This is a genomic window from Aureibaculum sp. 2308TA14-22, assembly GCF_040538665.1.
Classification (GTDB): domain Bacteria; phylum Bacteroidota; class Bacteroidia; order Flavobacteriales; family Flavobacteriaceae; genus Aureibaculum.
On the sequence record NZ_JBEWXT010000001.1, the window covers coordinates 1,919,962 to 1,934,290 of the forward strand.

Sequence of the window (14,329 nt, forward strand, 5' to 3'; positions counted from 1 at the left end):
TTATTTTTATGCAAAATTACGAATTGTTTACCGTTTTGAGCAAGGTTTCAAAATTACAAGAAACCTGATCTCCGGTTTTCATATTTTTTAATGTAAACGTTTTCTCCTTCAATTCAGATTCACCTGCCAACACTACATAGTCTATATCTCGTTTATTGGCATAGTTCATTTGCTTTTTTAGTTTTGAATCATCAGGATATAATTCTGACTTTACCCCATTTTCTCGTAACTTTTTAATTGCTTCTAAACAATAAAAAGCCTCTTTTTCTCCAAAATTAATAAACAACACCTTTGGTTTTGGCAATTCCACTTTTTGGAACAAGCCCAATTCCTCCAATACCAAGTAAATTCTATCCAAACCGAACGAAATACCGATTCCGCTTACGTCTTTTAATCCAAAAATTCCAGTAAGGTCGTCATATCTACCTCCACCTCCAATAGAACCCATTTTTACTTTATCGGCTTCTACCTCAAAAATAGCTCCAGTATAATAATTTAATCCACGTGCTAAGGTTACATCTAATGTTAAGCTACTTGCGTTTAATCCAAGTTTCTTAACATTATCAATTACAAATTCCAACTCTTTAACACCTTGCAATCCTTGGTCGGAATCTTTTAAAATAACTTTCAATTCTTTTACCATAGAATCTTTATCTCCTTCCAATTCCAACAATGGTTCTACTTTTTGAATAGCTTCTTCTGCAATTCCTTTATCTAACATTTCTTTTACAACACCTTCTTTTCCAATTTTATCTAACTTATCTAAGGCGACCGTAAAATCTATCAATTTATCAGAAGCACCAATAACTTCGGCAATACCTGAAAGTATTTTTCTGTTGTTGATTTTTATGGAGGTGTTTTTTAATCCGAGTTTGGTAAAAATGTCATCATACAATTGGACAAATTCCACTTCTTGCCATAAAGATTTACTACCTACTACATCCGCATCACATTGATAAAACTCTCTAAACCTACCTTTTTGTGGCCTATCCGCACGCCAAACAGGTTGCATTTGGTAGCGTTTAAACGGAAATTCAATTTCGTTTTGGTGTTGCACCACGTAACGTGCAAAAGGTACAGTAAGATCGTAACGGAGTGCTTTTTCAGAGATATACTTTGTAATTCTATTAGAATTATTACCTAATGACCAAATACCAAAAGCCTCCAACCCTTTCTTTAAAGTAAACTCTGCTAAATCATTTATATAATCTAAATCTTTTAAATCACAATTATTTTTGAATTTTGAAAAATCAGAAAAATTATTTTCCATAGTAATTATTGCAGATTTGAAAAATCTTCCATCAATTACATCAAGATTATTTATATCTCTTGCAAAACTATCGCTAACCTCATTTAAAATTTGTTCTCGGAAACTTTCATTTTTATTATAAAAAGTTTCAACTAAATCTTCTGATTTAATTGTTGCGTTAGTAATAAATTCAAAGAAAAAATTTGAAAAAGACTTACCTACCTCATGACTAAATTTTCCAAAATAGTCTCCTGAATCTAATATTTTAAAAATCAATCGGTCACCTTCTTCGCCATATTTTCCCATTAAGGTAGATGAATTTTCAAAACTCGGAGTTTCAATAGGTTGAAATCCGTAATTTTCAAATGCTTCTTTTATCACATTGAAAATATAGTTGCGTTGTGCAACTTCAGTTGGTGAAAAATCTCTTGTTCCTTTGGGTATGCTTGGTTTTTGTGCCATTAAATCTGCTAATAAGCTGCAAATATCTGAAATTAATAAACTTTACAACCTATCTAACTCAGATTTTTCCTCAAAAGTCAATTTTACCTCTTCCTTAAATTTTTCTTTTTTTGGAAATTTTAAATACATTACCACAATCAATAGCATTGCAATCAATAAAAAAGTAATGTTATTGGTAAGATAAGTTGCCACAACAGCTAATAATGCAGGGCCTTCTAAACACGCTCCTTTTGCCAATGTAGCCGTTTGATATTGAGTTAATTTTGAGTTCAGGGAGTCGTTTGGTGAGATTTTATTGGTAAAAGATTGGTATAAAAAATTACTCAAAAAAACACCTCCAACTGCCGCTATGGGAACAATTATCGTAAAAATATCCTCAAAATTTAAAGCATAATTTGGATTCTCTACCATAACAAATACAACAATAGTAAATACAGTTATTCCAAGTATTAATGCTCCGTAAATAATTTGTATGGTTTTAAAAATACCTTGTTGGTTTGTGTTGTTATCCATCTATTTGTTTTCTAGGTTTAAACCACTTAAATACTTTAAATAGTAGCCATAGTATTATTATTACAAAAATAATAGCCAATACTGGAGCGACAAATGCCAAAATTGCCATTATTATAGAAGTGCCTGATTCAACAGTAGAAACAATGGGGTTTGCCACACCGCCTGTTGTTGCCGTTGATGTTAATCTTGCTGTACTTGTAGATGTTTTTATAGCCGTTGCGGTACCTCCGCCAGCAATAATGGCCAATGACCACGTTATTATTGGGTCTAAATCTGCTGCAGTTGACAACATTACCGCGGTACCAGCAATGGCTGCTAAAGGCACTGCTATGGTATCTAATAAATTATCTAACCAAGGGATTAAATACGCACCTATTTCAACAATGGTTGCAATACCAAGGGTAATCATGGCTGCAGAACTACCTATCCATTCCCAATTGTCATTTAAGGGAATAATCTGATAATAGGAAGCCAAGCTCAATGCGAAGAGTGGGACAAATATTCGAAACCCTACGGATGCGGCTAGGCCAATACCTAATAAAATACTAAAAACTGTTTCGGGCATTTATATTAAAATTTAATGATTACAAAGATACTTACAATTTTTTTGCCAAAATTGCAACGGGGATTTTTCCCCTTTTTGCATTAGGATTTTTCCCCAATCTAAGTAATATCCTTTTCTGTTCGTAAGCATTGACTTATTTTTGAGTACAAACAAATTGCTATGATACGTTCACGCCACAACTTCAACAAAAAAGAAGATTCAAAACCTTTTGGTCCACAATTTTGGGATAAAGTTGTAAAAACATTATTCATTGCTGGGGTATCATTAATATTGATAATGATTGTATTAAAATGGTTTGAATTTATACCTTAAAAAAAAGGCTTTGCAAATAAGGTTATAATTAGTGTATTTCCCTAAATTGTTTCACAATTTAGGGTTTGCAAAGCCATAATTCTAAAATCATCTTCCCAAACTTCTTATCTTTAATTTTTTAATCCCCTAATATCTCAATAACTTAGCGGTCAAATAACCATAAGTATGAAATGAGCCATGACAATTCTTGATACACACTGAGATGGCTATTGGCAAATTACATCTGACCTAATTAATAACAATAAAAATAACAGATGAAAATATATACAAAAACGGGCGATAAAGGGCAAACTTCACTTTACGGAGGCACAAGAGTACCGAAATATCATTTACGTATTGAAGCTTACGGAACGGTAGATGAACTCAACTCGCATATAGGCTTACTAAAAGATCAAAAAATATCAAACGAAACTGCAAAGACATTACTAAAAGTTCAAAATGAATTATTTACCCTTGGAGCCATGTTAGCGACTCCACCAGAAAAAGAAACCTTAAAAAGTGGAAAAGAGCGATTGAACATTCCCAAAATTTCGGAATCGGAAATTAATTATTTAGAATCTGAAATTGACGTTATGCAACAAACGTTGCCACAGATGACTCATTTTGTATTACCGGGTGGGCATCAAACTGTGTCATTCTGTCATATTGCCCGCTGTATTTGCCGCCGTGCAGAGCGTTTAGCAGTACATTTAAATGATAATGAGCCCATAAATGAGTTGATAATAATCTACCTAAATAGACTATCTGACTACCTTTTTGTATTGGCACGGAAATTGACTTATGACAATCAAGTTGAGGAAATACCTTGGCTTCCGAGTAAAAATTAGTAGTAAAAGACGTTCTTTTTAATAATTTGAAAAATAATACATAAAAAACTTGCTTTTTTGCTTAAAAAAATTACTTTTGCAAAATATTAAAAATTTATATTACCATTATGTATTGGACTTTAGAATTGGCATCTTATTTAAGTGATGCTCCCTGGCCAGCCACCAAAGACGAATTAGTTGATTATGCGATTAGAACTGGTGCACCGCTTGAAGTTGTTGAAAACTTGCAAGCTATTGAAGACGAAGACGATTCGTATGAGTCTATTCAAGAAATTTGGTCGGACTACCCAACGGATGAAGATTTCCTTTGGAACGAAGATGAATATTAACAAATCTAAAGTCTCATTTCGAGGCTTTTTTTTTGGTTTCTAATTTCCTTTTTTTATCTAAAAATTAACGAACCACAAAACACAGATTCTTATATTTGTGTATTGGTAAAACTAAGAGTGAAATCACATTAAATATTGACCTAGATCAATATTAAAATAAAAAATATATGAGTATTTTAAATTCAGTCCTTAAAGTCTTTGTGGGCGATAAAAACAAAAAAGATTTAAAGCAATTACAGCCCATAGTTGATGGTGTAAGAGCTTTTGACAGTCAAATGGAACAACTTTCTATTGACGAATTACGTGGAAAAACAGCAGAATTTAAAGAGAAAATTAAGGAAGCTAGAAAATCTTTTGATGATAAAATAACCGAACTAACAACTGAACTTGAAACGGCTAACATCGATCGTAAAGAAGAAGTCTATAAAGAAATCGATTTACTAAAAGAAGATGCGTATCAAGCATCAGAAAATGTTTTAAAAGAATTACAATCAGAAGCTTTTGCCGTAGTAAAAGAAACCGCAAAACGATTTGTAAACAACACCGAACTTAAAGTAAAAGCCACTCCTTTTGACCGTGAAATCTCTGCAGACAGTGATTATGTAACACTTGAAAATGACCATGCTATTTGGAAAAATTCTTGGGATGCCGCGGGCAAGCCCATTACTTGGGATATGATTCATTATGATGTGCAATTAATTGGTGGTTCAGTATTACATCAAGGTAAAATTGCCGAGATGATGACTGGTGAAGGTAAAACTCTAGTAGCCACATTGCCAATTTATCTTAATGCCTTAACGGGCAATGGTGTTCACGTGGTTACCGTTAATGATTATTTAGCAAAACGTGATGCCGCTTGGATGGGGCCGATTTTTGAATTTCATGGCTTGAGCATTGATTGTATAGATTATCACCAACCGAATTCAGATGCCAGAAGAAAGGCATACAATGCAGATATTACCTATGGAACCAATAACGAATTTGGTTTTGATTATTTGCGTGATAATATGGCACATGCTCCAAAAGATTTGGTTCAACGCCCTCATAATTATGCCATTATAGATGAGGTGGATTCTGTTTTAATTGATGATGCTCGTACACCTTTAATCATTTCGGGTGCCACGCCTCAAGGAGATAGACATGAATTTAACGAGTTAAAACCTAAGGTTAGTGATATCGTAAATAAACAACGTACATTTTTAACGGGTGTGTTGGCTGATGCCAAGAAAATGATTGCTGAAGGTAATGAAAAAGAAGGTGCTTTTCATTTATTAAGAGTTTTTAGAGGGTTACCAAAGAATAAGGCATTAATTAAGTTCTTAAGTCAGGAAGGAATAAAACAGTTATTACAAAAAACTGAAAATTTCTATATGCAAGATAACAATCGAGAAATGCCTAAAATTGATGAGGCATTATGGTTTGTAATTGACGAAAAGAATAATTCTATTGAGTTAACTGATAAAGGTATTGAACACCTATCGGGTACTAAAGATAAAGAGGATAATTTCTTTTTATTACCAGACCTTAGTATAGAAATTGCTAGAATTGAAGAAGAAAATGAAACTCCAGAAGATGTAGCCAAGGGCAAAGAGGAATTATTTCGTGATTTTAGTATAAAAAGTGAGCGTATCCATACTTTAAACCAATTATTGAAAGCGTATACTCTATTTGAAAAAGATGTCGAGTATGTTATTATGGATAACAAAATTAAAATTGTAGATGAGCAAACGGGTCGTGTAATGGATGGCAGACGTTATTCTGACGGATTACACCAAGCACTTGAAGCAAAGGAAAATGTAAAAATTGAAGATGCAACGCAGACTTATGCTACCGTTACCTTACAAAACTATTTTAGAATGTATAACAAGCTTTCGGGTATGACAGGTACTGCCGTTACCGAAGCTGGCGAATTTTGGGAAATCTACAAATTGGATGTGGTTGAAATTCCGACCAATAAGCCTTTACTCCGTAAAGATAAAGAGGATTTAATCTATAAAACCAAACGAGAAAAGTACAATGCCGTAATTGATGAAATAGTACGATTGGTCGAAGAAAAAAGGCCTGTTTTGGTAGGTACAACATCAGTTGAAATTTCTGAATTATTAGGTAGAATGCTGACCATCAGGAAAATACCACACAACGTATTAAATGCAAAACTCCATAAAAAAGAAGCCGATATTGTTGCTGAGGCTGGTAATCCTGGAGTGGTGACCATAGCTACGAATATGGCGGGTCGTGGTACTGATATTAAATTGTCTGACGAAGTAAAAGAGGCAGGTGGTTTGGCTATTGTGGGTACGGAACGTCACGATTCTCGTCGTGTAGATAGACAGTTACGTGGTCGTGCTGGTCGTCAAGGAGATCCAGGGTCTTCACAGTTTTATGTTTCTTTAGAGGATAACCTGATGCGATTATTTGGCTCGGAACGTGTAGCCAAGATGATGGATAGAATGGGTCTAAAAGAAGGCGAAATGATTCAGCATTCAATGATTTCTAAATCTATTGAAAGAGCTCAGAAAAAAGTAGAAGAAAATAACTTTGGGATAAGAAAAAGATTGTTAGAGTATGATGATATTATGAACTCGCAACGTGAAGTGGTTTATAAACGTCGTCGTCATGCCCTTTACGGGGAACGTTTACAAGTGGATATTGTAAATATGGTTTATGATACGTGTGAGGCTATTGTGATGGACAACAAACCAAGCAACGATTATTCTAATTTTGAATTTGAATTGATTCGTTTCTCATCAAGCTCATCCCCATTTACAAAAGAAGAATTTGAAAATAAATCTGAACAAGATCTAATAGACGAACTGTTTAGAATTGTATATAAAAATTATCAAAATAAAATAGAACGTAATGCCGAAGCTGTTTTTCCTGTAATTAAAGATGTTTACGAAAAACAAGGTAATCAATATGAGCGTATAGCTGTTCCATTTACCGACGGCGTAAAAACGCTAAATGTGGTAACTAACCTTAAAGACGCCTACGAGTCTCAAGGTAAAGGTCTGGTGGCCGATTTTGAAAAAAATATTTCATTGGCTATTATTGACGAAACTTGGAAAGATCACTTACGTCAAATGGACGAGTTAAAACAGTCAGTTCAGAATGCTACTTATGAGCAGAAAGATCCATTATTGATTTATAAGTTTGAAGCTTTTGAGTTGTTCAAAAAAATGTTGACCAAAGTAAATAAGGAAGTATTATCCTTCTTATTTAAAGGAGAGTTACCAAATCAAAATGCTCAGCAAATATCTCAGGCCAGAGAACAAAAAAGAGAAAAAGTTCAGGTTAGCAAAGCTGATTTTAATAGTCCTACGCAAGAAACTAGTACCAATCAAACGCAAGAGCAACAAGTTACTGAAACTATTGTGCGTACCGAACGTAAAATTGGTAGAAACGAACGTGTTACTATTAAACATGTAATGAATGGCGAAAGTAAAGAAGTAAAGTACAAACAAGCTATTCCGTTAATCGAAAAAGGCGAATGGGTATTGGTAGAAAGTTAGAAAATTAGAAAATTAATAAGGCTTTTTATTAAGTTGGCTTTTATTTGTACTATATTAGCTTACTCGAAATTGACCCCATTGTTTTATGAAAAGTGCTAAAATTTTCTGTAGTATATTTATTTTTATTGTTGGTAGCAATACAATTCTTTTAGCACAAAACAATCTTGAAGAAAAAAATTACTACAAATGGTTTGATAAAAGTATAGGCCAAGAGAATACTGCTCTGTTTAATGGAGAACTTTATACAAAATCTTACAGAACTCAAGATAAAAATCATAACTTTCTTCTAACTAACGACTTTGTTACAGGAACGGTTGAGTTTGACAATCAAAAATATTATGACATCTTACTCAAATATGATATTTTCAATGATGAACTAGTTGCTAAACTAAAAAGCTCATTTAACAGTAACAGCAATATTCAGTTAAATAAAGCTTTTGTTGAAGGCTTTACTATCCACAACAAAAAATTTAAATTTATAAATAGTGTAACGGAAGCGGTTATACTAAAAGGGTTCTACGAAGTTGCGTATAGTAGCAGTATGTTATCGTTATATACTAAACATCACAAGTTAAAAGCAAATTATATAATAGATGATCTTATTTACAGTAAATTTTCAAAACGCGACAAAAATATTCTTTTATATAAAAATAGTTTTTATGAAATTAAAAACAAAAAAGAGTTGAGAAAAATATTTCCTAATCTAAACAGAGAAATCAATACTATTTATAAAAATAATAAACGCTTAAAAAAAATAGACAATAACGCCTTTATAAAAACAGTAATACAAAAAATTGAACAACATCTTTAAAAATAATCAATGAAAAAAATTGTATCTATTGTTTTAATTTTAAGTCTACACTTTGTTTCTGCACAAAATGCTACTGAAAAAATTACTATTGACTACGGTAATACCAGCATTAAAGATGTGTTAAAGAGAATTGAAGAAAAAACCAATTACAAATTTTATTATATTGACAATTGGTTTAATGATAACTATAGAATTTCTGGACAATACAACGAAACTAAACTCTCTACCATTTTAGATGATATTTTTGAACAAACATTAATAAACTATTATATAACAAAAGATAATAGAATAATTCTTACTCAAAACAATGTTATATATGACAAGCTTCCAAGTGTCTTTTTTGAAAAAGACAAAAATGAAGTTTTAGAGGAAATCGAAAATAAAAAACCGGTTTTTATTACTCAAAATAAAGCTCAAGCTAGAAGGCAAATAAAAACGATTAGAATTGGTAAAGAAAATAAGAATTCAGGTCTGAAAAAATTTACGCTCAGGGGTAAAGTTGTACATGCAGAGTCTAAACAACCTATACCAAACTTGGTCTTAAGCGTGCCAAGTAAAAAAATAAATTCGTTAACGGATATCGATGGAAACTATACTATAGAACTGCCAATGGGTGTCAATAATTTAGTATTAAAATCATTAGGAATGCTTGATATTAATGCTAAGGTAATTATATACAATAATGGAGTTTACAACTTTAGTATGGCTGACAATCCTGAAATGTTGAATGAAATAATTATTGACGTAAATAGAGATAAAAATATAAAGGAATCGATTACAGGTATTACAAAGATTCAAATTGAGAATGTAAAAACCGTTCCCTTGGTTCTTGGTGAGAGAGATGTTTTGAAAATAGCAACAACACTACCTGGAATTTCAACTGCTGGTGAAGCTGCAGCTGGTTATAATGTAAGAGGTGGTAGAACCGATCAAAATCTAATTCTTTTAGATGATGGTGTAATTTATAACCCTACTCATTTTTTTGGTATTTTTTCTGCTCTAAACCCTTATACAACGGGTGATTTAGAAATATATAAAGGAAATATTCCCGCTAAATTTGGGGGCAGATTATCTTCAGTTTTTGACATATCAACAAAAAAAGGGAGTACTGAAAAATTTAAGGGCGAAGGTTCAATTGGGCCCGTTACTGGTAATTTAACCTTTGAAATTCCAATTGTAAAAGATAAATCATCACTAATTGTAGGTGCAAGAGCCACTTATTCTGATTGGCTATTAAAAGCAACCAATGAAAAAAAACTGGAAAACAGCAAAGCTTCATTTTATGATGCAATTCTAAAATACACACATCAGTTCAATGAGAATAATGATTTTTCTGCAACTGCATATTACAGTGACGATAAATTCAGTATTGCATCAGACTCTCTTTACGGCTATAACAATACTTTAGTATCTATGCGGTGGAATCATAGATTTAATGATAAAAATAAAGCAAGTCTTATTTTGGCACATAGTAATTATGATTTTGATATTAATTATGACAATAATAACGGTAATAGCAATTTTAATTTTGCTTATAATGTCAAAGAAACTGAGCTAAAGCTATTACTATCATATAAACCAAATAATAAGCACACCTTAGACTATGGAATCTCTGGTAAACTTTACAACAACAGTCCTGGTAAAAAAACACCAAGAGGAAATAGCTCTATTGTTGAGACTACTTCCGTAGACAAAGAGCGTGCCCTTGAGTCGGCATTATTCATTTCCGATAATTTTGAAATTAGTGAAAATTTATCTCTAAACGCTGGTTTAAGATATTCTTATTATGCTTTTTTGGGAGAAGCAAATCAAACAGTTTATGCTGATAATTTACCAATAAACGAAGAAACAGCAATTAACACCTTAAGCTTTGGTAAAAATGAAGTAGTAAAAAATTATGGAGGTCCTGAAATCAGACTTTCGGCAAGATATTCTTTAAATCCTAGTTTTTCAGTAAAGGCGAGTTATAATAATAATTATCAATTTATCCACACATTGTCTAACAATACAACTGCCTCTCCAACTGATACTTGGAAACTTTCTGACTATAACATTAAGCCTCAAAAAGCTCAACAATTTGCCTTAGGACTATATAAAAACATTGACGGAAACACTTATGAATTAAGTTTGGAATCTTATTATAAAAAACTAAAAAACACATTAGATTATAAGGTTGGAGCAGAATTGCTATTAAACAATTCCATAGAAACGGAAATATTGCAAGGGGATGGAAAAGCTTATGGTTTAGAGTTTTTAGTCAAAAAAAACAAAGGAAAATTAAATGGATGGATTGGTTATACGTATTCAAAATCACAAGTAAAATTAGATAGCGAGTTTAGTGAAAATCGTGTAAACAATGGTATGTATTTTGACTCAAACTATGATAAACCACATGATTTTAGCCTTGTCGCAAATTATAAACTAACAAAGCGTTTTAGTTTTTCTGCAAATTTTGTTTATCAAACCGGAAGACCTGTTACCTACCCAATAGGTAAATACGAGTATGAAGGTGAACAATATGTGTTTTACAGTGAAAGAAACAAATTTAGAGTGCCAGATTACTACCGATTAGATTTAGGTATTAACATAGAAGGTAATCATAAAATAAAAAAACTGGCACACAGCTTTTGGAACATTTCCGTTTATAATGTCTTGGGTAGAAACAATCCTTTTTCTGTGTTTTTTGTTACGGATAATGGAAATGTCAAAGGGTATAAAAGTTCAATTTTTTCTGTTCCAGTTCCTACAATTACTTATAATTTTAAATTTTAAGATGCGATACTATTAGATGAAAAAGATAAAAATACATATCATAGTATTACTTTTAACTCTAGGGTTTTTAACTAATTCGTGTATAGAATCATTTGATGTACAAACACTAGGGTTTGAAGATGCACTTGTTGTTGAAGCTTTGATTACCAATGAATTTAAAACGCATCAAATTAAACTTTCCAATTCTTTTAAATTTGAAGAGTTTACACCACCCCCAGAAACCAATGCAGTTATATACATAGCTGATGACATAGGTGGTAGAATAGATTTTACAGAAACTTTTGAGGCAGGTGTATATAGTTCTGATATTCCTTTTGCGGCTGAAGCTGGAAAAGAATATCAATTGTTCATAACAACATCTGATAATAAATCATATGAGTCAAAAGCGGTAACGTTAACCAATATAACGCAAATTGACAAAGTATATGCCGAACGAGATACAAATAATTTAAACGAAGATGGTGTGTCAATTTTTGTAGATAGCTATGATGCCACTGGTAATTCTAGGTACTATAGGTATGAATACGAAGAAACTTATAAAATTGTGGCACCCAGATGGTCACCTGTCGATTTAGTTATTGTAACTGGACCTCCATACGAATATCCGGTTTCATTTGATTATGTTAGTAAAACTACTGAGCAAAAAACATGTTATAATACAAAATTTTCAAATGGAATTGTAATTACTGAAACTACTGATTTGGCTGAGGACAAAGTAGAAAAGTTTAATGTACGATTTCTTAAAAGTATCAATCCAGTTATTTCACATCGTTACAGTATATTGGTAAAACAATATGTACAATCAATCGATGCTTACACTTATTATCAAACGCTTAAAAAACTGTCTTCTTCTCAAAATGGTATAACTCAAAACCAACCAGGGTTTATAGAAGGTAATATACGTTCTTCAACTGGGTCTGATGAAAAAGTTATAGGAATTTTTGAAGTTTCTTCCGTTTCTGAAAAAAGAATGTTTTTTAATTATAAAGACTTATTTGAGGGAGAAGCATTGCCCCCTTATTTCACATTGTGCGAAATAACCACGCCTTCAATTGAACCTGATGAGAATGTAGGACCTCAATTACCTGGGCTTCTTTATGGTGGAGAAGTAAAATATTATGATTTGAATGGTAGTTATCCTGAACAAGATGATGTGTCTATTGGTCCATTTAATATGGTACCCACCTCCTGTGGAGATTGTACAAGACTAGGAACAAATGTTAAACCAGATTTTTGGTATGAATAAATATATTTACATAATTTTATTTTTTTTGTGCGTATGCTCTAACAAATTAATTGCTCAAAATAGCACTGACTCTACAATACCTCAAGAAAATGTTTTTATACATTTTAACACTAGCTTTTTAGTTACTGGTGAGAGTATTTATTATAAGCTATACTGCTTAAATACTAAAACTGAAAAATTAAGTACGCTAAGCAAAATAGCCTATGTTGAGCTAATAGACAAAGATTTAAAATCCGTTTTTAAACATAAAATCAGATTGAAGAATGGTACTGGTTTTGGAGATTTTTTTATCCCAACTTCCATTTCATCAGGTAACTATAAACTGATAGCATATACGCAATGGATGCGTAATTGGACTGATAATTATTTTCAAAATGACATTAGTATTGTCAATCCATTTGAAGAAAACCAATCGGATATCCTTGTTAAAAATGATTCAACTTATATACCAAAGAGTAAAATAATCAATCCAATAAAGACCGTTGCAAAACAAAAAGTTGCAGCTAATGGTTTATCATTATCCATTGAAAAAAAGAACTTTGGTAAAAGGGAAAAAGTTGTACTGAATATTCTAAACTCTGATTTGGAAAATTCTTCTGGAGATTATTCTATTTCGGTAAACAAGCTCGACTCCATCACAATCCCTGAGATGGCTTCCTCAATCAATTATAAGAAACTATTTGAACAGACAAAGCTTAAAAGTACAACATTTTTACCCGAATTAAGAGGTGAATTAATTAGCGGAAAGGTTCTGGATTCTAATAAAAAACCTATACAAAATAGTAAAGTGGCAATATCTATCCCAGGAAAAAACTTTTTATTCAAAGTTGCCACAACTAATAATAAAGGCTCTTTTTATACCTATCTTAATGATTCTTATGAAAATGATAATGCAATCTTTCAAGTTTTAGATAATAGAACAAATGAAAATCAACATATACTTGTGGATAGCATTACAAATATGGATTTAAAAAATTTGCATTTTACAGATTTTAGTATTTCACAAGATATGCAAAGCATAATACTTAACCGTAGTATTCAGAGTCAAATTGAAAATTCATACGCTACCATTAAATTAAATGTTGAAGACAGTATTTTACCTATAAAACCATTCTACGAATCTAAAATTTTCAAAACTTATACTTTGGACGATTACACTCGATTTCCTACAGTAAAAGAAACAGTAGTAGAGATTATGCCTGAAGTATTTACAAAAACGCGTAAAAATAAAAGTACATTACATGTATTGGTTTACTTAGATCAAGTAAATTCCGAAACACTACCTATGATAATTATTGATGGTGTATTAGTGCAAAATCATGAAGAATTATTAGCATACAATGCCAATAGTATTGACAAAATACATGTTGTTAAATCTCAATACTTATATGGAACTCAAATATACGAGGGCATTATTGCTATTGAAACAAAAAGTGGGAATTATACTACTTCTGCACAGGGCAATTTTATTAAATACGTAAATCTATTTAAACCCCTACCCAAAAAAACGTATTATAAACAAGTTTATGAAAACGATTTAAAATTTGACAGAATACCAGATTACAGAAATTTATTACTTTGGCGTCCAAATTTAACTTTATATGAAAAAGATAATGAATTATCCTTTTACTCCTCTGATGTGCCAGGGTATTATCAAATAAGGTTAGAAGGATTTAATAAAAAGGGGCTGCCTGTTAGTTTGCAGGAAATTATAAAAGTCAACTAATCTTTATT

The 14,329-nt window shown here is 31.8% G+C and carries 11 protein-coding genes; 8 read left to right on the forward strand and 3 right to left on the reverse strand.

The window, feature by feature from the left end; translation table 11 throughout:
- Nucleotides 1-16: 16 nt before the first annotated feature.
- Genes hisS through U5A88_RS08505 form a run of 3 tightly spaced genes read right to left on the reverse strand, consistent with a single transcriptional unit; the run spans nucleotide 17 to nucleotide 2,789 of the window.
- Complete coding sequence (gene hisS / locus U5A88_RS08495; RefSeq protein ID WP_354205530.1) at nucleotides 17-1,711, reverse strand: histidine--tRNA ligase; 1,695 nt, start codon at nucleotides 1,709-1,711, stop codon at nucleotides 17-19.
- A gap of 42 nt (nucleotides 1,712-1,753) precedes the next feature.
- The gene (locus U5A88_RS08500; RefSeq protein ID WP_354205531.1) at nucleotides 1,754-2,224 is read right to left on the reverse strand and encodes a hypothetical protein; all 471 of its coding nucleotides are present in this window, start codon (nucleotides 2,222-2,224) and stop codon (nucleotides 1,754-1,756) included.
- On the reverse strand, nucleotides 2,217-2,789 hold the full coding sequence (locus tag U5A88_RS08505) for a DUF4126 domain-containing protein (protein WP_354205532.1): 573 nt from the start codon (nucleotides 2,787-2,789) through the stop codon (nucleotides 2,217-2,219). Before U5A88_RS08505 ends, U5A88_RS08500 begins: the two co-directional genes overlap by 8 nt.
- Nucleotides 2,790-2,948: 159 nt before the next feature.
- On the opposite strand from U5A88_RS08505, the gene U5A88_RS08510 reads away from it, so the two are divergent.
- The 8 genes from U5A88_RS08510 (at nucleotide 2,949) to U5A88_RS08545 (ending at nucleotide 14,321) form a co-directional block, all read left to right on the forward strand.
- Nucleotides 2,949-3,101, forward strand: coding sequence for a hypothetical protein (locus U5A88_RS08510; protein ID WP_354205533.1), 153 nt, complete (start codon nucleotides 2,949-2,951; stop codon nucleotides 3,099-3,101).
- A gap of 254 nt (nucleotides 3,102-3,355) precedes the next feature.
- Nucleotides 3,356-3,928 carry a cob(I)yrinic acid a,c-diamide adenosyltransferase gene (locus U5A88_RS08515; RefSeq protein WP_354205534.1) on the forward strand — a complete coding sequence of 191 codons (573 nt, stop codon included), beginning with the start codon at nucleotides 3,356-3,358 and terminating at the stop codon, nucleotides 3,926-3,928.
- A gap of 107 nt (nucleotides 3,929-4,035) precedes the next feature.
- Nucleotides 4,036-4,257, forward strand: coding sequence for a DUF2795 domain-containing protein (locus tag U5A88_RS08520; protein ID WP_117883287.1), 222 nt, complete (start codon nucleotides 4,036-4,038; stop codon nucleotides 4,255-4,257).
- 167 nt (nucleotides 4,258-4,424) lie between these two features.
- On the forward strand, nucleotides 4,425-7,766 hold the full coding sequence (gene secA / locus U5A88_RS08525) for a preprotein translocase subunit SecA (RefSeq protein ID WP_354205535.1): 3,342 nt from the start codon (nucleotides 4,425-4,427) through the stop codon (nucleotides 7,764-7,766).
- A gap of 85 nt (nucleotides 7,767-7,851) precedes the next feature.
- Nucleotides 7,852-8,577, forward strand: a complete 726-nt coding sequence (locus tag U5A88_RS08530) for a hypothetical protein (RefSeq protein WP_354205536.1) — start codon at nucleotides 7,852-7,854, stop codon at nucleotides 8,575-8,577.
- 9 nt (nucleotides 8,578-8,586) lie between these two features.
- Complete coding sequence (locus U5A88_RS08535) at nucleotides 8,587-11,349, forward strand: TonB-dependent receptor (protein ID WP_354205537.1); 2,763 nt, start codon at nucleotides 8,587-8,589, stop codon at nucleotides 11,347-11,349.
- A gap of 16 nt (nucleotides 11,350-11,365) precedes the next feature.
- The gene (locus tag U5A88_RS08540; protein ID WP_354205538.1) at nucleotides 11,366-12,595 is read left to right on the forward strand and encodes a DUF4249 domain-containing protein; all 1,230 of its coding nucleotides are present in this window, start codon (nucleotides 11,366-11,368) and stop codon (nucleotides 12,593-12,595) included.
- Nucleotides 12,588-14,321: a hypothetical protein gene (locus U5A88_RS08545; RefSeq protein WP_354205539.1), complete on the forward strand. Its 1,734-nt coding sequence runs from the start codon at nucleotides 12,588-12,590 to the stop codon at nucleotides 14,319-14,321. The genes U5A88_RS08540 and U5A88_RS08545 overlap by 8 nt, the downstream gene beginning before the upstream one ends.
- Nucleotides 14,322-14,329 lie beyond the last annotated feature (8 nt).